The 20,020-nt window shown below is 71.1% G+C and carries 16 protein-coding genes; 4 read left to right on the top strand and 12 right to left on the bottom strand.

Features of this window, described 5'->3' with window-relative positions; genetic code table 11:
• Position 1: 1 nt before the first annotated feature.
• Positions 2-2,404 carry a putative bifunctional diguanylate cyclase/phosphodiesterase gene (locus N7L95_RS06440; RefSeq protein ID WP_301258993.1) on the bottom strand — a complete coding sequence of 801 codons (2,403 nt, stop codon included), beginning with the start codon at positions 2,402-2,404 and terminating at the stop codon, positions 2-4.
• Positions 2,405-2,488: 84 nt separating this feature from the next.
• Positions 2,489-3,085: a flavin reductase family protein gene (locus N7L95_RS06435; protein ID WP_301258992.1), complete on the bottom strand. Its 597-nt coding sequence runs from the start codon at positions 3,083-3,085 to the stop codon at positions 2,489-2,491.
• A 159-nt stretch (positions 3,086-3,244) separates the two neighbouring features.
• Here N7L95_RS06435 and N7L95_RS06430 point away from each other — a divergent pair, with 159 nt between their 5' ends.
• A complete protein-coding gene (locus N7L95_RS06430) occupies positions 3,245-3,778 on the top strand; it encodes a DUF2059 domain-containing protein (RefSeq protein WP_301258991.1) in 534 nt (177 codons plus the stop codon).
• 187 nt (positions 3,779-3,965) lie between these two features.
• Here N7L95_RS06430 and N7L95_RS06425 read toward each other — a convergent pair whose 3' ends face one another.
• From N7L95_RS06425 to N7L95_RS06410, 4 genes are all read right to left on the bottom strand, one after another.
• Complete coding sequence (locus N7L95_RS06425; protein ID WP_301258990.1) at positions 3,966-5,066, bottom strand: AMP-binding protein; 1,101 nt, start codon at positions 5,064-5,066, stop codon at positions 3,966-3,968.
• Positions 5,063-5,416 carry a phosphopantetheine-binding protein gene (locus tag N7L95_RS06420; protein ID WP_301258989.1) on the bottom strand — a complete coding sequence of 118 codons (354 nt, stop codon included), beginning with the start codon at positions 5,414-5,416 and terminating at the stop codon, positions 5,063-5,065. The genes N7L95_RS06425 and N7L95_RS06420 overlap by 4 nt, the downstream gene beginning before the upstream one ends.
• A gap of 5 nt (positions 5,417-5,421) precedes the next feature.
• Positions 5,422-6,282, bottom strand: coding sequence for a class I SAM-dependent methyltransferase (locus N7L95_RS06415; protein WP_301258988.1), 861 nt, complete (start codon positions 6,280-6,282; stop codon positions 5,422-5,424).
• 330 nt (positions 6,283-6,612) lie between these two features.
• Positions 6,613-7,725 (bottom strand): 5'-methylthioadenosine/S-adenosylhomocysteine nucleosidase, encoded by a 1,113-nt coding sequence (locus N7L95_RS06410; protein ID WP_301258987.1) that lies wholly within the window; start codon positions 7,723-7,725, stop codon positions 6,613-6,615.
• 285 nt (positions 7,726-8,010) lie between these two features.
• On the opposite strand from N7L95_RS06410, the gene N7L95_RS06405 reads away from it, so the two are divergent.
• Positions 8,011-10,086 (top strand): M3 family metallopeptidase, encoded by a 2,076-nt coding sequence (locus N7L95_RS06405; protein ID WP_301258986.1) that lies wholly within the window; start codon positions 8,011-8,013, stop codon positions 10,084-10,086.
• A 201-nt stretch (positions 10,087-10,287) separates the two neighbouring features.
• Positions 10,288-11,535: a cation:proton antiporter gene (locus N7L95_RS06400; protein WP_301258985.1), complete on the top strand. Its 1,248-nt coding sequence runs from the start codon at positions 10,288-10,290 to the stop codon at positions 11,533-11,535.
• A gap of 9 nt (positions 11,536-11,544) precedes the next feature.
• Here the strand turns inward: N7L95_RS06400 and N7L95_RS06395 are convergent, their stop codons facing one another.
• The 3 genes from N7L95_RS06395 to N7L95_RS06385 all read right to left on the bottom strand — a co-directional run bounded on the left by N7L95_RS06395 (position 11,545) and on the right by N7L95_RS06385 (position 13,647).
• Positions 11,545-12,213, bottom strand: a complete 669-nt coding sequence (locus tag N7L95_RS06395; protein ID WP_301258984.1) for an FkbM family methyltransferase — start codon at positions 12,211-12,213, stop codon at positions 11,545-11,547.
• A 140-nt stretch (positions 12,214-12,353) separates the two neighbouring features.
• A complete protein-coding gene (locus N7L95_RS06390) occupies positions 12,354-12,815 on the bottom strand; it encodes a sensor histidine kinase (RefSeq protein WP_301258983.1) in 462 nt (153 codons plus the stop codon).
• Positions 12,787-13,647, bottom strand: a complete 861-nt coding sequence (locus tag N7L95_RS06385) for a PAS domain S-box protein (protein WP_301258982.1) — start codon at positions 13,645-13,647, stop codon at positions 12,787-12,789. Before N7L95_RS06385 ends, N7L95_RS06390 begins: the two co-directional genes overlap by 29 nt.
• Before the next feature lie 1,544 nt (positions 13,648-15,191).
• Here N7L95_RS06385 and N7L95_RS06380 point away from each other — a divergent pair.
• Positions 15,192-16,349: an ABC transporter substrate-binding protein gene (locus tag N7L95_RS06380; protein ID WP_301258981.1), complete on the top strand. Its 1,158-nt coding sequence runs from the start codon at positions 15,192-15,194 to the stop codon at positions 16,347-16,349.
• Between the two features lie 95 nt (positions 16,350-16,444).
• Here the strand turns inward: N7L95_RS06380 and N7L95_RS06375 are convergent, their stop codons facing one another.
• The 3 genes from N7L95_RS06375 to N7L95_RS06365 are packed head-to-tail and all read right to left on the bottom strand — an operon-like array spanning position 16,445 to position 19,973.
• Positions 16,445-17,119 (bottom strand): class I SAM-dependent methyltransferase, encoded by a 675-nt coding sequence (locus N7L95_RS06375; RefSeq protein ID WP_301258980.1) that lies wholly within the window; start codon positions 17,117-17,119, stop codon positions 16,445-16,447.
• Complete coding sequence (gene cueR, locus N7L95_RS06370; protein WP_301258979.1) at positions 17,116-17,556, bottom strand: Cu(I)-responsive transcriptional regulator; 441 nt, start codon at positions 17,554-17,556, stop codon at positions 17,116-17,118. Before cueR ends, N7L95_RS06375 begins: the two co-directional genes overlap by 4 nt.
• On the bottom strand, positions 17,553-19,973 hold the full coding sequence (locus N7L95_RS06365; RefSeq protein ID WP_301258978.1) for a heavy metal translocating P-type ATPase: 2,421 nt from the start codon (positions 19,971-19,973) through the stop codon (positions 17,553-17,555). The genes cueR and N7L95_RS06365 overlap by 4 nt, the downstream gene beginning before the upstream one ends.
• Positions 19,974-20,020: the final 47 nt, after the last annotated feature.

Here is a 20,020-nt window from a genome sequence, read left to right as displayed (position 1 = left end):
TTCAGCGACCACGGCGCTGCAGCATCCAGGCGCGGAAGTCCTCGGCCGACAGCGGCCGGCTGAGCAGTTCGCCTTGCAGCTCGGTGCATCCGTTGGCCGCCAGGAAGTCGCGTTGCGCCGGCGTCTCCACGCCTTCGGCGATCACACCCTGGCCCAGGCTGAGCGCCATCTGGATCAGCGCCCGCGCAATGGCCGCGGCATCCTGTGCCTCGGGCAGGTCGCGCACGAAGGAGCGGTCGATCTTGACCTTGTCGATCGGCAGCTCCTTCAGGTGGCGCAGCGAGAAATAGCCGGTGCCGAAGTCGTCCACCGAGATCGCCAGACCCAGGCCTTTGAGCCGCTGCAGCTTGTCCTGCACCTCGGGCAGGTCGTCCATCAGCATGCGTTCGCTGAGCTCCAGCTCCAGCCATTCGCCGCGCACGCCTTCCTCGGCCAGCATGCGCTCGACCGCCTCGACAAAGCCCATCGCCTGGAACTGCACGGTGGAGAGGTTGACGCCGATGGGCGCATCGGTGAGACCCTCGTCCCGCCAGCGCTTGGCATGCCGGGCCGCCTCGCGCAGCACCCACTGGCCCAGCGGCCACATCAGGCGCTGCTGCTCGGCCACCGGGATGAAGGCGTCCGGCAGCAAGAGGCCGCGCTCCGGATGTTGCCAGCGGATCAGTGCCTCCGCGCCGACCAGGGCGCCGTCGCCGGCGCGCACCTGCGGCTGGAAGTGCAGCACGAACTCGTTGTGCTCGATGGCCTGCACCAGCCGGCTTTCCATCACCAGGGCCGCATAGGCGGAGTGCGCGAGTGCCGGATCGAAGAACTGGTAGTTGGCCCGCCCGCGCGACTTGGCCAGGTACATCGCGCTGTCGGCATGCTTGATCAGCTCGGCCGGGGAGCGGGCATCGGCCGGGTAGAGCGCAATGCCCACCGACGCGGTGACCGAGATCAGCCGGCCGTCGGCATCCACCGGCACCTCGATGGCAGCGAGCAGCTTGCGGGCCACGCTTTCCACCTCGCGGCGCTCCCGCACCTGGGGACACAACACCATGAACTCGTCGCCGCCGAACCGCGCCACCCGGTCGGTGGCGCGCAGGGTCTCGGTGATGCGCATGGCCACCGTCTGCAGCAGCTTGTCGCCGGCGCTGTGGCCGAGCGAATCGTTGACCCGCTTGAAGGCATCGAGGTCGATGAACAGCAGCGCCAGCTGGTGGCCGCCGGCCGCGACGTAGCCCATGCGGTGATCGAGTTCGTCCTCGAAGGACATGCGGTTGGGCAGGCCGGTCAGCGCGTCATGGTGCGCCAGGTGGTGGATGCGGGCCTGCGCGGCACGCCGGTCGCGCAGGTCGCGCACGATGGTCATGCGCACCTCCTCGCCCTTGTGCAGCATGCGGCGGCTGACGAACTCCACCGGGATGCGCCGCCCCTCGCGGTCGAGCACCTCGCTTTCGTAGCTGATGTCCTGCCCGGCCTCGCGCACGGCGTTGACCTTCAAGCGGTGCTCGGGCGGCACGAAGTCGAGGATGGAGCGGCCCCGCAACTCCTCCAGCGCGCAGCCGGTGAGGGCACAGACGGGCGGGTTGGCATCGGTGATGAGGCCGTCGCGGTGGAACACGACACCTTCGGTGCTGGCCTGCAGGAACTTGGTGAGCCGGTCCTCCGATTCACGGGCTGCGCATTCGGCCGCGCGGTGCCGGGTCACGTCGTGGATCAGCACGAAGGCGGCGATGGATCGGCCCTGGTCGTCGACATGGGGCAGCAGGTTGACCTCCATCCACCGTGGGCTGCCGTCCTCGCCCTGCAGCACCCGTTCATAGACGACCGGCTGGCGCGTCTGCAACATGTGCTCGACATGCGGATGGATCTGCCGCGCCGCCGGCTCGCCAATGACCTCCGCGAAGGTGCGCCCGAGGATGGACACCTCGTCCCAGCCGAAGGTGCGTGCGTACTGGCGGTTGGCGAACACGCAGCGGAACGAGACCGCTTCGTAGTAGGCGATCAGGGCCGGCACTGCATCGGCGGTCAGCCTCAGCAACTGGGCCTGGGCCAGGGCGGCCATCTCGGCCTGGTGGGTCGGCGTGGCGTCGTGGAAGAGGCAGAGGTGGCAGCGCTGCGCCGGCAGCCAGCTGGTGATGCAATCGAACCAGCGCCCTTCGCCGCCCGCCCGGCGTATTTGCAGCGAGAGGTGCTGGTCCACCGGCTGCGCCAGGCCGGCCAGCAAGGCCAGCCGCGAAGCCGGTTCCAGCACTGACAACCAGCCCTGGCCGTGGAGCGACTCGACCTCGCTGCTGACGAAGCCGGCAAAGGCCCGGCTCACATGTCGCGCTGCCCCTCCCGCCGCCGCCACGACCACCATGCCGGGCAACAGCGCCCAGAGCACGCTGTCTTCCTGCGATGCCACCCCGTCCTTGTTCATGCCTCGCCCCAGTGAGGCGGCCGAGGCGGGGTGGCTTGCGCCCGGCCCCGGGCCGTCCGCCCTGGTATATGTTGGTTCAAGTCATCATAGCGGCGAGGTGGCGTCGAAGGCCTCGCCGATGGTGAAGAAGGCGCCGCCGGCGACGTAGTGCAGCGTGCGCAGGGCCGGATCGGTCTGCTGGTCGTAGAGCCAGTGCCCGTTGGCGAAAACGCGGTCGTCGGCCCAGGCGGCCACCACTTCGCCGATGAAGAGATCGTAGGCCTGCTGGTTGTGCGGCTCGGGCAACACCCGGCATTCCAGCCAGCCGACGCAGCCTTCGATCAGCGGCGCTTCCACCTGGCTTGCCGCGAAGGTACGCAGGCCCAGTTCCTGGAACTTGTCGCCCGCGGCCTGCGCCGCAAGCTCGCGGCCCGACTGGTTGCCAGCCGCCAGCGCCGGCCTCGCCTGGGCCCGGCAGGGCAGGTTGAGCGCGAAGCTGCCGGAGGCCTCGACCAGCTCCCGCGTGTAGGTGCTCTTGTCGATCACGACCGCCACCTTCGGGGGCTGGAAGTCCAGCGGCATGCTCCAGGCAGCCGCCATCACGTTGCGCCGCCCGCGGTGCGCACTGCTGACGAGCACCGTCGGCCCGTGGTTCAAGAGCCGGTAGGCCTTGGCAAGTTCGACATGGGCAAGGTGAGACATGGCAGCAGTTTACGGGCAAGCGCGGCGGCTGGTGCTGTGGCTTCCCACAAGCCGGCGACGCCGCGGGCCGCAGCGGCGGGGGCGGCTTTCGCTTATGCTGCCGGTCCGGTGGCCGGGCCGCGCACTGCGGTCGGGCCTTGAGTGGCATGAGGGAGCTGAATGAACAAGAGGATGTTGGCGCTGTGCATGGCATGGGCGCTGTCCGGCGCGGCAGGGGCTGCAGCGCCCACCGTGGCGTCGATCGAGGAACTGCTGGAGGTCTCGGGCGCCGAGCAAACCACCGTCGCGATGCAGTCGCAGGTCGACGAGTTGATGAAACGCGAAATGGACGCCGCCTTCGAGGGCCGCACGCTGACGCCCGAGCTGCAGCAGGCGATGGACCGCTTCCGTGACAAGGCAGCGGCCATCTTGCGCGAGACCACCTCGTGGAGCCGCATGAAGGACGTGCACGTGCGCCTCTACGCCGAGACCCTGACCCAGGAGGAGGTCGACAGCCTGCTCGCCTTCTACCGCTCGCCTGGCGGACAGGCGGTGCTGAACAAGATGCCGCTGTTGATGCAGCGAACGATGCTGGCCTCGCAGGAGCGGATGCGGCCCGCGTTACAGCAGCTGCTGGTGGCGCAGCAGGAGCTGCGTGCCGAGCTGGCCCGCATGTCGGCCCCGGCGCGGGCGACGACCAAGCCGGCCCGCTGAGCGGGCGGCCCTTCAAGGGCTCGGCGCGCGACGCCGTCGGCACGGGCATGCGCCAGCGCGCGTGCAGGTGGCCTGGAAAGGTCGGCGGTGTCGAGGCGCGCCCTGGACGGCGCCAGCGCCTTCCGGATCGGACCACCCCGCGGTTGCCGCCGCGCCGGCAACCGCGGCCGGACACCGGCTCCTGCCTCTAGAGCGGCGCCCCATCCGGCGGCCCGCACTCGCCGTCCTCCATCAGCCTTGGGAGACCATCCCACCGCTCTACCGCGGCGGCATTGCTACGTCTGACCGGCAGCGTGGCCATCGGCGAGCCAGGCAGCGGCCCGTCGCTGGGCAGGCAGGGCGGGGCGGTCTCGCCGGGGCGGCAAAGCTCGTGATAGGTGACGTGCCCGGGCAGCAGCGCGCGCAAGCGCTCGAAGCCGCCCGCCGGCCAGCGTCCGCCGGCCAACACCACGGTGCGCAACCGGCTGAGGTCCTGCGTGTCGAGGCGGCCCCCGGCGACCAGCAAGGCCAGCATGGTGGGTGCGGCGCGCAGCACCGTGATGCCTTGGCACGCGAGGAAGCGCGCCAGCGGGGCCGCGGGCGCGGCGTTGCTGGCGTCGTACAGGTAGAGCGTGGCGCCGCTGGCCAGCGGCGCGAAGAGCTCGAACAGCGAAGCGCCGTGGCAGAAGGACGACAGGCCGGCCACGCGGTCGCCGCAGCCGAGGGCCAGTTCGTCGCAGGCCCGGTCAACGACATGGCGGGCAGCCCGGTGCGACACCTGAACGCCCTGGAGGGCGCCGGCGCTGCCCCTGGCCCAAAGGACGCAGGCTGACAGCTCGGGGGCGGCCGCGACGCGAGGCACTTCCTCTTCGCCACAGGCCGGCCGGGCCAGCTGGGCTGCGGTGACACGGCTGGGCAGGCAGGCCAGGTGAAGCCGCTCGCAACCGTCGGCGACGAGCGCCCGGGGCTGCAGCCGGCCCAGCAACTCGCGCTGCAGCGGCAGGGGCCAGCACGGGTCGACCGGCACATAGGCGGCGCCGAGGCTGAGAACGGCATAGAGTGTGATCACCGCGTCGGGCGAGGTCGGCAGGACCACGGCCACGCGGTCGCCCTGCCGCACGCCAGCCTGGTGGAGGTGGGTGCGGCTGCGCACGATGCGTTCGCGCAGCTCGCCATAGGTCATGAAGCGGTCCCGGCACACCAGCGCGGGCCGCCCCGGATAGCGGCGTGCCATCGTGCAGAAGGGAGCGTGTAGCAGCCCGGCGTCGAGCCACTCGGTGTCGGTGCAGTCGAGCTTGGCGGCTGTCATCGGCTGGCAGGGCGCTGGCGGCGATCGCTGCAAGCGATGCTTGCACGCACCCGGCACACCAGCTGGTCGAGCAAGGGGCCGAGCGAGAGGCTCGCATCGAGGTCGATGTCTTCAAGGGCGAGGTCGAGGCGGTGTTCGAGCTCCGTCAGCAGTCGCACGATCTGCACCGAATCGAGCCCGAGGTCGTCCACCAGGCTCAGCGACTCGATGCCAGGTGGCACCGGTGGCCGGCCCGGCACAGCGGCCAGGGTGGAGGCCAGCGTCGCCTCGACCTGGCGCAACACCCGCTGGCGCAGTGCGTCGCGGCGGGGCGGCGGGGTCAGCGCACCGTGGGGTGGAGAAGCAGCCACCTGACTCATGGCAGCCGGCCCATGCCGAAATGGTGGCTGTTGTGCAGGCTGGCGGGCGTGCGGGGCCGGCATACCAGGCGCAGCACGCCCGGGCCCTCGCAGGCATGCAGGCGGACAGGGTGCAGGCCGGCCAGCCGTGCAGCGTCGGCCAGCTCCGCCGGATGGAAGCGCCGTTGAACCTCGGGTGCCAGGCCTTTGAGCAAGGCTGCCGCCGCCTCCCGCGTGCAGGCCTCCGCCCGTGCGACAGCGGCCACCAGCCGCTCGATGGCCATCAGCCACAACCGGGCGATCAAGGCGTCGCGGCCGCTCAGCGCCAGCTCGTGCAGCATTGCCGGCACCGAACTGCTGCCGACCTTGGCGTGCAGTTCATACAGCCGGCGGTTGGCGACGCCGAGCCGCTCGCCCGCCCCCAGGATGCGGGCGGCCACCCAGTGCGGGCCCAGCCGGCCCCAGCCGAGCACCCAGAGCTCGCCATCGGGCAACAGGTGGTCGCGCAGCAGGCCGAGCAGGGCACCGGCTTCGTGCGTCTCGAGCGGGTCGAGCACGCCGGTCGCGATGATCAGGGTGCGAAAACGCAGCCCGGCCGGCACCGGCTGCTCGTTGCTGACCAGATGCACATTGGCGCAGCCACGGGAGCGCGCCTGCAGCACCATCTCCGGCGCCGTGTCGAACCCGAGTGCCTGGTCGCGACCCAGGCGCGCCTGCAGGGCCTGCAGCACCGCCCCGCGCGCACAGCCGAGCAGGCCTGCCGGTGCGGCCAGCTGCGGGGCCAGCGCCTCGGCCATCGCCGGGCTGAGCCCCATCCCCTCGAAGAACCCCCACAAGCTGGCCAGGCCGTTCCATCGATAGGTGCATTGCATATACATCGAGGCGTCCCTTCCTGCGTCCGCAGTCGCTGCCGGATGATCACTTTAGCGGCGCCCACCCCGTGTGAGGCCGCCTGTCGCCGCCCCCTTCGATCGCAGTTGCAAGCGACCGGTGTATGTAGCTACATATTGTTTTGGCGGGTGGCGGCAAGGCGTCGGGCAGTCTCGTCAGCGAACGGTTTTGCGGCCGGGAGGGCAGCGGAGCAGGCCCGCCGACGCAGGGCGTCGGCGGTTGCAATGCCGGTCCGGTGGTCGGGGAGCGGGCCGCTCACCGCTGGCGGGGCGCAGGGGCGCGGGGGGAGCGCCCGCGTCCTGCGGGTGGCTGGCGGCTCAGGGGCGGCCGAACTGGCGTTTCCAGGATTGCAGGAAGGCCAGTGTCACGGCCGAGGCATTTGCTTCCGCCAGGCCGCTGCCGAAGAAGGCGCCGACCTGCGCTGCATCGTCCCCGCCGGCCAGGTCGGAGAGGCTGCGGAAGGCGATGTACGGCACCTGGTTCGCGTAGGCCACATGCGCCAGTGCGGCGGTTTCCATCTCGACGGTCTCCGCCTGCAGCGTCTCGTAGAGGTAGCGCCGGTAGTCGGCATTGGCCAGGAAGGCCGGCCCGCTCACACCGCGGCCGCCCAGCTTGAGCTGCGGCTGGACTGCAACGCACAGCGACGGGTTCTTGGGACCGCAGCGCTCCAGCTTCGGGCTGATGGAGCGTGCCACGCGCAGCATGGTGGGGTCGGCCGGGTAGTCGAGCCGGAACTCGCCCTGCGGCGCATTGCGCTCGTTCAGCACATAGGTCTCGCGCACGAACAGGCCGCTGGGCACCGGGCCTTGCGGCGTCGGGATGGCGTAGGCCGGCAGCGGCTGACCGTCACGCGTGGCCAGGCGCAGGCCCAGGCAGCCGACGTCGCCCGGCGTTCCGCAGGCATTGGGCACCGCGTTGTTGCCGCTCCAGTACACCTCCAGCGGCATGGCCCATTTGGCGGGCACCAGCACGTCGCCGATGTGGTGGGCCGGGTTCACGCCGCCGGAGATGCCGCTCATGATCAGGCGCTCGACACGGAAATGGTCCAGCATCAACTGGGTGACCATGGTCGAGTTCACGATGCTCACGCCGCTGAGCACGATGACCACCGGCAGCCCCTGCAGGGTCCCGGTGGTGAATCGGTTGCCGTTGATGACGTGGGTGCGCGGGTTCAGCGTCTGGGCCACCAGGATGTCGGCCTCGGCGCCGAAGGCCGAGACGATGCCGACGCGCCTGGCGCAGTCGGTGAGGCAGCGCGGGCCGTGGCGGTTGCCGTGTTGGTCGGCGTCTTGCTGTTCATGGCGTGCCGTGGCTGCACCGGCCTGCGCGGTATTGCCACTGGCGACAGCGCAGCCGGCCGCCGCCAGCAGCAGGGCCAGCGTCGAGCACAGCCGGGGGAGCATCTGCGGGAAAAGACGCTTGAACGTCATGGAGAACCTCTCTGGGCAGGTGGATCCTGAAGGAAGCGCCGGCCGGCACCCGGTGCCGGCCGGCAGGACCCGGCAGCTTGCCGGCCTGCTTGCCCTGTTAGTGTTACCGGGTGTGAAACACCGCGGGGCGGCCGGGCGACTGTGTGGCGCCGTGACGCCCGCTTCGCGGGCTGTGTCAAAGTGGGCCATCGGTATCCTGGGTGAGGGCGTGCCAGGCGGCCACCGGGGCGGCCCGGGCCTTGCTTTCGTGCTGCCTTCCTTGCCACCGCCAGAAAGGTTTCCGACATGTCGCCCGCCTCGCCTGCCCATCCCTTGATGCAAGACTGGCTCCCCCCCTATGGCCTGCCCCCGTTCGAGCGGGTGCGACCCGAGCACTTCCCAGACGCATTCGAGGCGGCGATGCAGCAGCACCTGCAAGAGCTGGACGCCATTGCCAAGTGCCCGGAGCCGGCGAACTTCGACAACACGTCCGCCGCGCTGGACCGCAGCGGCGGCTGGTTGAACCGCATCGAGCTGCTGTTCGAGAACCTGTGCGCCTCGCACAGCAGCGATGCCCTGCTGGCCGTGCAGCGGCAGATGGCGCCCCGGCTGGCGGCCCATCGCAACGCGGTGTTCCTGCATGCGGGCGTGTTCGCCCGGCTGGACACGGTGCACCGGCAGCGCCTCGGGCTGGGCCTGGACACCGAGTCGCTGTGCCTGCTGGAGCGGCAGCACCTGGACTTCGTGCGGGCGGGCGCCCAGCTGTCGGGCCCGGCGCGCGAGCGGCAGGCCCGCATCAACGAGCGGCTGGCGGAATTGCAGACCGCCTTCAGCCAGGCCGTGCTGGCCGACGAAGCGCGTTGGCTGATGGAGTTGCGGGCCCCCGAAGACCTGGCGGGCCTGCCCCCGTTCATGCTGGAGGCGACGCGTGAAGCGGCCTTGCAGGCCGGCCTGCAGGGGGGCCATGCGCTGCGGCTGTCGGCCTCCTTGATGGAGCCTTTCCTGGCCTTCTCGACGCGGCGTGAGCTGCGCGAGCAGGCCTGGCGCGCCTGGTCCACCCGAGGCGCCATGCCCGGGGGCAGCGACAGCCGCCCGCTGATCCGCGAGATCCTGGCACTGAGGCTGGAGATGGCCCGCCTGCACGGGCACTCGGACTATGCCGAATACGCCTTGCACGACCGCATGGCAGCCACCCCGGAGGCCGCCACCGAGCTGCTGATGCGCGCCTGGGGGCCGGCCCGCGACCGGGCCCTGCAGGAGCAGGCGGCCTTGCAGCAGGAGGCCGCAGACCTCGACCGGCTGCAGCCCTGGGACTGGCGCTTCTATGCCGAGCAGGTGCGCCAGCGGCGCTTCCGGCTGGACGATGCGGAACTCAAGCCTTACCTGCAGCTCGACCACATGATCGAGGCGATGTTCGACTGCGCCGGTCGCTTGTTCGGGCTCAGTTTCATCGAACGCCGCGGCTTGCCGCTCTACCACCCGGACGTGCGGCTCTGGGAGGTGCGCGAGGGGCCGCTGGGGCGGCAGGTCGGCGTGTTCCTGGCCGACAACTTCGCGCGCCCGGGCAAGAACGGGGGGGCCTGGATGAGCAACTACCGCGAGCAGGCGCGCAACACCGTCGACGGTACTGAGGTGCTGCCCATCGTCGCCAACAACAACAATTTCGCCAAGGCGCCGGCCGGCGAGCCGACACTGCTGAGCCTGGCCGACGTGCGCACGCTGTTCCACGAGTTCGGCCATGGCCTGCACGGCTTGCTCAGCCAGGTGCGCTTCCGCCGCCTCTCGGGCGCCAACGTGCTGCAGGACTTCGTCGAGCTGCCGTCGCAGCTGTTCGAGCACTGGGGCCTGGCGCCCGAGGTGCTGCGCCGCCATGCCCGCCACGCCGCCACGGGCGAGGCCATTCCCGAGGACCTGCTGGAGCGGGTGGAGGCCGCACGCCGATTCAACCGGGGCTTCGAGACGGTGCAGTACGTCGCGCCGGCCCTGATCGATCTGGCGCTGCACCGGCAGACCGAGCTCGACACGCTGGACGTCGACGCCTTCGAGCGGTCCTGGTGCGAGCGGCTGGAAGTGCCGGAAGCGGTGGGCCTGCGGCACCGGCTGCCGCATTTCCGGCACCTGTTCTCGGGCCCCTATTACGCCGCTGGCTACTACGTCTACCTGTGGGCGGAGGTGCTGGAAGCCGATGCCTGGCAGGCCTTTGTCGAGACCGGTGATCTCTTTGACCCCGCCACCGCTGCCCGCCTGCGCCGCCACATCTACGGCGCTGGCAGTTCGGCCGATGTGCGCGACGGCTACCGGGCCTTCCGTGGGCGGGATGCGCGGGTGGAACCCATGCTGAAGCAGCGCGGCCTGCTGCCGGAAGAGGGCCGGCCGTCCTGACGCAGCCGGCAGCCGCCGGGGAGCCGCGTGGTCGGCTCTGCTTGCTTCTCCTTACAGTTGCGGCAGGGTTGGCCGGAAGCGGCCGGGCCGCCGCCGAGCGTGAGCCTCACTGTGACCACGCGGCGCGGGCCTCTGCCGGCCTTTGCGGGGCGCTGGGAGCGCCGTTTGCTGCATGGCGGCGTAACTTCTGCTGTGGTGCGCATGCTGATTCCCTGGTTCGTGCTGGTTGGCGTGGTGCTGATCGTGATGGCCTTCTCCAGCCACCTGGTGCGGCGCCTGCCGCTCTCGCCGGCCATCCTGTACCTCGGGGTGGGCGCGTTGATCGGCCCGCTGGGGGCGGAACTGCTGCCGGCCAAGCCGCTGCGCCATGCCGCGACGCTGGAGTTGCTGGCCGAGATCGCGGTGCTCATCACCCTGTTCGCGGTCGGCCTGCGGCTGCGTGTGCCGCTGGCACGCCGGCTGTGGGGCGTGCCGATCCGCCTGGCGACACTGGGCATGGCCATCACCACCGTGCTGAGCGCCGGCCTCGCGTGGTGGCTGCTGGGGCTGCCCTGGGGGGCAGCATTGCTGCTGGGCGCCACGCTGGCACCCACCGACCCGGTGCTGGCCTCGGAGGTGCAGGTGCGCCAGCCGGGCGACCGCGACAGCGTGCGCTTCTCGTTGACGGCCGAAGGCGGCTTGAACGACGGCACCGCCTTTCCGGCCGTGATGCTGGCACTGGGCGTCATGGGGCTGCATGAACTGGGCGAGCTCGGATGGCGCTGGCTGCTGGTGGACGTGCTCTGGGCCGGCGGCGCCGGGCTGCTGCTCGGCTGGCTCTGCGGCAACGCGGTGGCGCGCGCGGTGCTCTACCTGCGCGAGCGCGGCCATGCCCTGCAGCATGAGGAATTCCTGGTGTTCGGGGTCATCGCGCTGGTCTACGGCATGGCGTTGTGGATCCACGCCTATGGCTTCCTGGCCGTCTTTGCCGCCGGTGCGGCATTGACGCACTGCGAGCTGTGCCGCGAAGGCCCGTCGTCAAAGGAGCCGCAGGATGCCGCCCACTCCTCGCGGCTGATCAACTTCGGCGCGCAATGCGAGCACCTGGCCGAGGTGGCGCTGGTGCTGGTCCTCGGCGCCTCGCTGGCCTGGGCCACCTGGGACCTGCGGACGCTGGCCTTTGCGCTGCTGCTGACCCTGCTGGTGCGGCCGCTGTCGGTGCTGCTGAGCGTGCCGCGGCGCCTGATGGCGCCGGGGCCCCGGCGACTGGTCGCGTGGTTCGGCATCCGCGGGGTCGGCTCGCTGTACTACCTCTGCTATGCCGTGAACCACGACCTGCCCCAGGCGCTGGCCGAGCCGGTCGTCAGCGCGGCGCTGATCACCATTGCGGTGTCCATCGTGGCGCACGGCGTCTCCTCCACGCCCCTGATGGAGCGTCACCTGGCCCGGCGCGGCCAGGGCCGCAGCTAGCCGGAGGTGTCAGCTCGACAGGCCGAGCACGTCCTTGCGGATGAACAGCGCATCGCCGGCGTGGTGGCGATCGAAGTACACGTTGTTGAGCGTGTAGCCACAGGCGTCCAGCCAGGCGCAGAGGCTGGGGAAGGGCACCTGCCCTTGGTACAGCTCGGCGCGCATCACCTCGGTGAAGATGTACTTGACGGACTTCATCGTGCGGTTGGCGCCCATCATGATCTTCAGCTCAGAACCCTGGGTGTCCATGTAGAGGGTGTCCAGCTGGGCCACCGTGTCGGCATGCCCGTTGGCTGCCAGGAAGGCGGTCACTTCGTCGACCGTGCGCGAGGTGAGTTCCACGGTGCCTTCGAACTTCACGTCCTCGAACACCTTGAGGTGGTTGGCCGGTGGCAGGATGCTGCTGCTCATGCCGCCGTTGCTGGCCAGATGGAAGGTGTAGCGCTTGCCGCTCTCGTCGGTGCACAGGGCCTGCACCGCGACATAGCCCGGAATTTGCCGGCACTGCGAGGCCAGATGGGCATATGGCTGCGGCAGCGGCTCGATGAACACGCCGGCGCTGATGCCGTTCTGCATGAACAGCGGCAACTCCTGGCCATAGCTGGCGCCCAGTTGCAGGATGCCGCGTGGTGCGGGCAATGCGAGCGCGCGCAGCGTCTCGAACAAGGGAATTGACATGAGGCGCCCCGTGATGGCGGTGGGCGGGCCGCAGCCGGCCCGGCAGTGATCCAAGGATTGTGGCCGCACCGGTATCCAGCCAGCCTGGCGTAAGCACCGAAGATCGGGTCCAGTTCCGCGGATCGAGCCGCCCTGCGCCCTCAGCCGGGCGGCGGGCGGCGCAGCACCAGGGTGAAAGTGCTGCCCATGTCGGGGACGCTGTGCACCTCGATGCGGCCGCCGAACTGCTCGGCCAGGCGACGCGACAGCGTCAGGCCGATGCCGGTGCCTTCGATGGCACCGCCCTCCCGCCCCAGCCGGTTGAAGGGCTCGAACAGGTGCGCCAGCTGGCTTGCGTTGAGGCCGGGGCCGGTGTCGGCGACCTCGATGCGCACCTCGGTGGCTTGTTCGACCACACTCACCGACACGGTGCCTGCCGGGCGGTTGTACTTGATCGCATTGCTCAGCAGGTTGGCGAGCGCCCGGCCGAGGCCGCCCGCGTCGGCCTGCACCACCACAGCCGGGCTGGCCGGCGCGACCCAGTGCAGCGTGATGCCTTGCTGCGTCGCCAGCGCCTGCATGAGCGCCACGCTGTCATGCACGACCTGGACCGCGTCGGCCACCGCATCCGGCGGTGGGCGCCGGCGCACCTTCCACCCGGATCAGCTCCAGCAAATCGGTGACCATGGCGAGCTGCTGGCGGCCGGCCTGCAGGATATGGCGGGCATACCGGTGCAGGGAGGGCCGCTCCGCGGCCGCCGGGTCCACCAGCAACAGCTGCGCGAAGCCGATCACGGCATTGAGGGGCGTGCGCAACTCATGGCTCAGGTGCGACAGGAAGCGCGACTGCGTGCGGCGAGCCTCCTCTGCGGCCAGCCGGGCCCGGCGCTCGGCGTCGAGCGCTTCGGTGTCGCTCATGTCGCGCAGCATCACCGTCATCAGGCGGCGCCCGCCAACCTCGACCCGCGAGATCGCTGCTTCGATCGGGAACTCCTCGCCGTTGCTGCGCAAGCCGCGCAGGCGGGCGCCGGCGTCCATCGGCCGGGTGGTGGAGCCGGCCTGGTCGAAGACCTGCACGTCCTGCGCATGGCGGGCCCTGAAACGCTCCGGCAGCAGCGGGTCCAGCGGCTGGCCGAGCATCTGCGATGCCGGCACGCCGAAGATGCGCTCGGCAGCGGCATTGAACAGCACGATGCGGTGGCTCGCATCGATGGAGATGATGGCGGTGTTGACCGTGCCGATGATGGCGGTGAGCTGCTCCTGGTTGGCACGCAGCTCCGCGGTGCGTTGCTGGATGCCGGCTTCCAGGCTGATGCGGCGTGCCGACAGCGCCCGCTCGAAGCGGGCGATCCAGCGCGTGCTGAGCAGCGCCGCGCAGAACAGCAAGGCGGTGGAGGCGAGCACCGTTCCCACCATGCCGGCTTCACTGTCGTACCAGCCGGCCCGGCTGCCCACTGGCGCAGCCAGCCGAGCGCGGCGGGGAGCAATAAGGTTATCGGCAGCACCGCGCGGAAGAAGCGGCCGCCGGCGGACGACGGGCCACTCGGCGCATAGGCCTGGCGCACGGGCTGCAGCGCGAGGATCGCAGTGGCCAGCAGCAGGACCCCGGTGCTGGCCGGCAGGGTCACGCCGCGCACACCCGGCAGGTCGAATCCCTGGCCCGGGTACAGCAGGTCCAGAGACGTGAGGTAGGGCAGGGCGATCGCCAGGCAGGCCAGCACGGTGCAGAGGTCGTCGACGCGCCGCGGCGCCCAGCCCGGGCGGCCCGTGTGCAACAGCGTCAGGCAGCCGGCCAGCAGTGAGGTACAGAAGGCAATGGACAGCGGCACTGCCGCCGTCTCGGCCAGGCTGCCGCTGGCCCAGGCTCGCAGGGCCGGCGGCAGCAGCGGCGCGGCGGCGCCGATCCAGGCAAGGAGCGCCGCCGCCGGCGCCAGCCACTTCAGCCGGCTGGCAAGCCAAGGCAGCGGCAGCGCATGCGCGGCGGTGGCGACCGACAGCAGCAACAGGGCGAGCGCCGTGCGCTGGCGCATCACCTGCTGCAGCGGGTCGGCCAGCAGGCCGGCCACGCACACCAGTGCGGTGGCCAGGCTGGCACCCAGCGCATAGGCGCGCCACCAGTCGCTAGCGACATGCAGCGCGCGGTCCTCTGCGGCCTCGGCCGCGGCCATGGCATCGCCGGAAAGCGGCAAGGGCGGGGTGGGGTCGGTAGCCATGCCGCTCAGGCCGCAAGGGCAGGCGGGCGCCTGCAGGCATCGCCGGCTGCCGTCGTGTCGGGCCCGGGCCGCGCCGCAGGCGCCGGGCAGCCCGGTCGAAGCGCAGTGTGCATGGTGAATCGGCTCTGGGGAGGGCGGGCGGCACCTGGGCCGCAGACATGCGGTCGTGGAGTCGGGCAACGGCCGTGCCATGGCGGCGGGTCGCTTCGCCACGAGCCCGGCCGCGTTTCCTGTGCTGGCAGGCCAGGCGGGGTCGCCGGCGATCCGGCAGGTGGGTTCCAGCCGGGCGGAGCAGGAACGCTGCTGCTGCCGGCGAGGTCCGTAGCCCGCCGAGCGGCCCGCCGTGTTGCCGCTCTTCAAGGACTGCTTGTGATGTGAACGGCCTGCGGTGCTGCCTGTTCGTTGTATGCATGCCACTGCTCACGCCTCACCCCCAAGTGAGGGGGGCCGCGGGGCCGCTCCCGCGATGGCCGAGTGCTGGCGCGCCCGGGCGCGCCGGCTGCGGCCGCGGCCGGCGCCCGCAGGCGGGCAGTGGCGGGATTTCCATGCTCCCGGCGCCGCAAGGCTGCGTGGCAATATCGCGCCGCTCGCGGGACCTGTCCTTCGCTGGCGTGCCGCGCGGTGGCGGTGTGTTCAGTGGCGGGTGTGCGGGCACGCAAGCAGGGAGCCAGGCACCCCGGCGCCCGGCGCATCGGCCGGCGACGGCCGGCGCCCGGTTGTCCGGTGTGCGACTGACATGAGGACCAGCGCCCGGTATGGTGCGCGCCAGTGGATAGGGAGGATCACATGGACCGTCGTAGATTCGTGAGCCGCGTGGCCGGCTCGGCCGTTGCCCTGGGAACGGCCTCATGGGCCGTCGGCAGCCGGGCGGCCGAGGTGGGCCTGTCGGCCGGGCATGTCGGCATCGGCAGTTCGCTGGCGCTGAGTGGCCCGCTGGGCGGCGCCGGCACCGACCACAGCACCGGCATCAAGGCCGCCTTTGCCGCGGTCAACCGCAGCGGCGGCGTGCACGGCCGGGAGCTGAAGCTGCAGGTGCTGGATGATGCCTATGTGCCGGCCCGCACCGGCGCCAACGTCAAGCAGCTGCTGGAAGACGATGCCGCGTTCGCGCTGATGTCCATCATGGGTACGGCCAACAACGCGGCCGTGCTGCCCACCATCGAGGCCCGCGGCATTCCCTATGTCGGTCCCATCACCGGGGCCAGCTCGCTGCGCAATGCCGAGCAGCGCTCGGTCTTCCATGTGCGCCCGAGCTACCAGGATGAAGTGCTGCGGGTGGTGCCGCAGCTGGTGCAGATGGGGCTGCAAGGCATTGCGGTGGTCTACCTCGACAACCTCTTCGGCAAGGAAGTGCTCGAAGCCACCCAGCGCACCCTGGCCAGCAACAAGCTGCAGGCCGCCGGCTCCTTCGCGCTGGCGGTGGACGGCTCCAATGCACAGGACGTGGTGCAGCAGGTGCTCGCCGCCCGCGCCGGCGCGGTGGTGATGGGCACCACCGGCTCGGCCACCACCGCCTTCGTGCTGCAACTGCGGGCCAAAGCGGCGGCGCTGCCGCTGCTGGGTGTGTCGGTGGCGGTGGTCAGCTCCGAGCTGGCAAAGCTCGACAAGGCGGCGCATGGGCTGGCGCAGGCAGTGGTGTTTCCCGACCCCCATAGCGCCAAGTCGGGCGCCGCGCGCAGCTACCAGGCAGCGATGCGCGCCATCAAGGCCGACAACATCGGCGCCAGCAGTTTCGAAGGCTGGATCAATGCCCAGCTGGTCATCGAGGGCCTGCGCCGTGCCGGACGCGACCTGACGCGCGACAAGTTGCGCGCCGCACTCGGCGGCATCCGCCAGCTCGACCTGGGCGACTTCGTGCTTGGCTTCCGCGGCGCTGCGCCTTTCGTCGCCTCCAGCACTGTGAAGATCGGTGTGTTCGACGGCGAAGGCCGCATGCGGGCCTGATTCGCCGCGCAGCCACAGCCACAGCCGCAGCCACAGTCACAGCAAAGCCACGGCCGCCGGCCCGGCCCCGCGGGACCGGCGCCAGGCAGGCGGCCTTACAGGCGCAGGCTGACGACCGCTTCGAATCCCGCAGCGCGGAAGTACAGGCGCGCCGGGCCGAAGCCGGTCGCCCGCAGCAGCGCTTCGCGGCGCGCGGCATCCACCGGGTGGAAGCTGCTTTCCAGGCGTTGCAGCATGGCGGCCACCTCGTCCTCGCCGAGGCCGAGCAGCCGGCTCGCTTCGCCATGGCAGCGGCGCTCCAGCGCGTCGGCCCCGGCCCTCAGGTCGGCGAGCAGCAAGGGAGCGCCGGGACGCAGCTGCGCGGCGGTCTGTGCCAACAGGGCCTGCTTGCGGCCGTCGTCCGGCACGAAATGGGCCACCAGCAGGAGCAGGGCCGCGTCATGCGGTGCTGGACCCTGCAGGCGGTCGAGTTCACCCACGTGCAGCTGCACCCGCTCCTGTATGCCGGCCGCGAGGCAACGCTGCTGCGCCACGGCCAGCATGGGTGCCGACAGGTCGGTGGCAGTGAAGCACCAGCCCGGGCGCTGGCCGGCCAGGGCCAGCAGCTCGGTGCCGGTGCCGGCGCCCACCACCAGGACTCGCGCTGCGTCCTCGGGCAGCCGCGCCAGCAACTCGGCGCTGCTGAGCAGGTGCAGCAGGTCGTAGCCGGGTACCAGGCGGCGAATGCGGTGGTCGTAGTGGGCCACTTCCGCAGGATCGAAGCGCTTCATGCTGGCGTGCGCCCGTCACTGTCGGCCAGTTCTTCCAGGATCGGGCATTCCGGCCGGCCGTCGCCGTGGCAGCAGGCCGCCAGTCCTTCGAGCGTGCGCTTCATCGCCTGCATCTCGGCGATGCGCCGTTCCAGGTCGGCCACATGCGAGAGGGCGATGCGCTTGACGTCGGCACTGCTGCGGCGGCGGTTCTGCCACAGCTTCAGCAGCTCCGCGATCTCGGCCATGCTGAAGCCCAGATCGCGGGCACGCCGGATGAAGCGCAGGGTGTGCACCTCGCGCTCGCCATACTGACGGTAGCCGGCTTCGGTCCGGTGCACCGGCGGCAGCAGCCCGAGCGATTCGTAGTGCCGCACCATCTTGGCAGACACGCCGGAGCGGGCGGCGGCCTCACCGATGTTGAGCAGGGACCCGGAGGCAGTGGCGGGACGGTTCATGTGCGGCTTCCTTTCCAGCGGCGCAGCAGCAGCGCGTTGCCCACGACGCTGACGCTGCTGAAGGCCATGGCGGCGCCGGCCATCACCGGGCTCAGCAGGCCGAGGGCGGCCAGCGGCACGCCCACCAGGTTGTAGATGAAGGCCCAGAACAGGTTCTGGCGGATCTTGGCGTAGGTGCGGCGCGAAATGTCGATGGCGTCGGCCACCAGCGTGGGGTCGCCGCGCATCAGGGTGATGCCGGCCGCCTGCATGGCCACGTCGGTGCCGGTGGACATGGCGATGCCCACGTCGGCCGCAGCCAGGGCGGGAGCATCGTTGATGCCGTCGCCGACCATGGCGACGCGGCCACCTGCCTGCTTGAGGTCCGCCACGATGGCGGCCTTGTCGGCCGGCAGCACCTCGGCACGGATCTCGTCGATGCCCAGTTGGCGCGCCACCGCTTCGGCGCTTCCGCGGTTGTCGCCGGTCAGCATGACGGTGCGCACGCCCTGCGCCTGCAGGGCCTGCACTGCCTGTGCGGCCCCGGCCTTCAGGGTGTCGCCGAAGGCCAGCAGGCCCAGCAGGCGCGGCGCCTGGCCGACTTCCGCCAGCCAGGACACGGTGCGCCCTTCGGCCTGCAGCTGCGCGGCACGCGCCTGCAGCGTGCCGGTGTCCACCCGCAGCTCCTGCATGTAGCGGAAGCTGCCCAGGTGCAGCTCGCGCCCGGCCACCTTGGCGGCCATGCCGCGGCCGGCCACGGCCCGCACCTGGCTGGCCGCAGGCACGGCGTCGCCAGTGCCGCGTGCTGCGTCCAGCACGGCATGCGCCAGGGGATGTTCGCTGCCGGCCTGCACGGCGGCGCTCAGCGCCAGCAGCTGTGCATGCTGGCCGTCCGGCGCCTCATGGGCGACCAGCCGTGGCCGGCCCTCGGTCAGCGTGCCGGTCTTGTCGAAGGCCACCACCGCCAGTGCGTGGGCCACTTCCAGCGCCTGCGCGTCCTTGATCAGGATGCCCCGGCGGGCCGCCACGCCGGTGCCTGCCATGATGGCGGTGGGCGTGGCCAGGCCCAGTGCACAGGGGCAGGCGATGACGAGCACCGCCACCGCATGGAGGATGGCGGCTTCCCAGTCGCCGCCGGCCAGTCCCCAGGCGAGCAGCGTGAGGCCTGCGATGGCGACGATCACCGGCACGAAGACCGCGCTCACCCGGTCCACCAGGCGCTGGATGGGCGCCTTGCCGGCCTGCGCCGACTCCACCAGCCGGACGATGCGCGACAGCGTCGTTTCCGCGCCCACCGCGGTGGTGCGCACCACTAGCAGGCCTTCTGCATTGACGGCGCCGCCGGTCACCGGGTCACCGGGCTGGCGTGGCACCGGCAGGCTCTCGCCGGTGATGAGGGACTCGTCGAGCTGGCTGGCGCCTTCGATGATCAACCCGTCCACCGGCACGCGTTCGCCGGGGCGCACCACCACCAGGTCGCCCACCCGCACCTCGGCCAGCGGCACCTCGAGCTCGCCGCCTTCGCGGTGCACCCGGGCCCGCTCGGGCCGCAAGGCGTTCAGCGCACGGATGGCGTCGGTGGTCTGGCGCTTGGCGCGTGCCTCCAGCCATTTGCCAAGCAGCACCAGGGTCACCACCACCGCCGACGCCTCGAAATACAGGTGCGGCATGCCATGCCCGGCATGTCGCCACAGCAGGTAGAGGCTGAGCCCGTAGGCGGCCGAGGTGCCGAGCGCCACCAGCAGGTCCATGTTGCCGGTGCCGGCCTTCAGCGCCTTCCAGCCGGCCCGGTAGAAGCGCGCGCCCAGCCAGAACTGCACCGGCGTTGCCAGGGCGAGCTGCAGCCAGCCGTCCAGCATCCACTCGCGCCCGAACAGCAGGCCCAGCATGGGCAGCGCCAGCGGTGCCGAGAGCAGGGCGGCCAGCACCACCGCCCGGCGCCCGGTGGCCGAACCGGCCGCCGCCGGTGCTGCCTGCGGCCCGGCGTCCAGGTGGGCGGCATAGCCTGCACGAGCCACAGCGGCGAGCAGGCCGGCCACGTCGCTGTCGCGGCCGCTCCAGCGAACCTCGGCGGTCTCCGTCGCCAGGTTGACACTTGCGGCACTCACCCCCGGCACCTTGAGCAAGGCCTTCTCCACCCTGGCCACGCAGGAGGCGCAAGTCATGCCCTCGATGCGCAGGCGCCGGGTCTGTTCGCCAATGCGATAGCCGGCTTTCTCCACCGCCGAGCGCAGCGCCGGCAGGGCCACTGCCGCGTCGGCCTGTACCTGCGCCGCCTCGGTTGCGAGATTGACGCTCGCCTCGGCCACGCCGGGCACTGCGCGCAGGGCCCGCTCCACCCGCGCCACACAGGAGGCGCAGGTCATGCCTTCGATCGGAAAGTCCCATTGCCGCAGCGGCGTGTCGGACAGCGGCAGGGTGGCTGAAGAAGTGCTCATGATGGATGAGGAGGCTCGCAATGCCGCACCACTGGCGGCGAGGACCA

The sequence above is a fragment of the Eleftheria terrae genome, from assembly GCF_030419005.1.
GTDB classification, from domain to species: domain Bacteria; phylum Pseudomonadota; class Gammaproteobacteria; order Burkholderiales; family Burkholderiaceae_C; genus Caldimonas; species Caldimonas terrae.
This window is presented reverse-complemented; position numbering and strand designations above follow the sequence as displayed.

Excerpts from the sequence above, each read along its gene's own strand:
- N7L95_RS06440 (WP_301258993.1), bottom strand. The coding sequence starts at position 2,404 with ATGAACAAGGACGGGGTGGCATCGCAGGAAGACAGCGTGCTCTGGGCG.
- N7L95_RS06435 (WP_301258992.1), bottom strand. The coding sequence starts at position 3,085 with ATGTCTCACCTTGCCCATGTCGAACTTGCCAAGGCCTACCGGCTCTTG.
- N7L95_RS06430 (WP_301258991.1), top strand. The coding sequence starts at position 3,245 with ATGAACAAGAGGATGTTGGCGCTGTGCATGGCATGGGCGCTGTCCGGC.
- N7L95_RS06425 (WP_301258990.1), bottom strand. The coding sequence starts at position 5,066 with ATGACAGCCGCCAAGCTCGACTGCACCGACACCGAGTGGCTCGACGCC.
- N7L95_RS06415 (WP_301258988.1), bottom strand. The coding sequence starts at position 6,282 with ATGTATATGCAATGCACCTATCGATGGAACGGCCTGGCCAGCTTGTGG.
- N7L95_RS06410 (WP_301258987.1), bottom strand. The coding sequence starts at position 7,725 with ATGACGTTCAAGCGTCTTTTCCCGCAGATGCTCCCCCGGCTGTGCTCG.
- N7L95_RS06405 (WP_301258986.1), top strand. The coding sequence starts at position 8,011 with ATGTCGCCCGCCTCGCCTGCCCATCCCTTGATGCAAGACTGGCTCCCC.
- N7L95_RS06400 (WP_301258985.1), top strand. The coding sequence starts at position 10,288 with ATGCTGATTCCCTGGTTCGTGCTGGTTGGCGTGGTGCTGATCGTGATG.
- N7L95_RS06395 (WP_301258984.1), bottom strand. The coding sequence starts at position 12,213 with ATGTCAATTCCCTTGTTCGAGACGCTGCGCGCGCTCGCATTGCCCGCA.
- N7L95_RS06380 (WP_301258981.1), top strand. The coding sequence starts at position 15,192 with ATGGACCGTCGTAGATTCGTGAGCCGCGTGGCCGGCTCGGCCGTTGCC.
- N7L95_RS06375 (WP_301258980.1), bottom strand. The coding sequence starts at position 17,119 with ATGAAGCGCTTCGATCCTGCGGAAGTGGCCCACTACGACCACCGCATT.
- cueR (WP_301258979.1), bottom strand. The coding sequence starts at position 17,556 with ATGAACCGTCCCGCCACTGCCTCCGGGTCCCTGCTCAACATCGGTGAG.
- N7L95_RS06365 (WP_301258978.1), bottom strand. The coding sequence starts at position 19,973 with ATGAGCACTTCTTCAGCCACCCTGCCGCTGTCCGACACGCCGCTGCGG.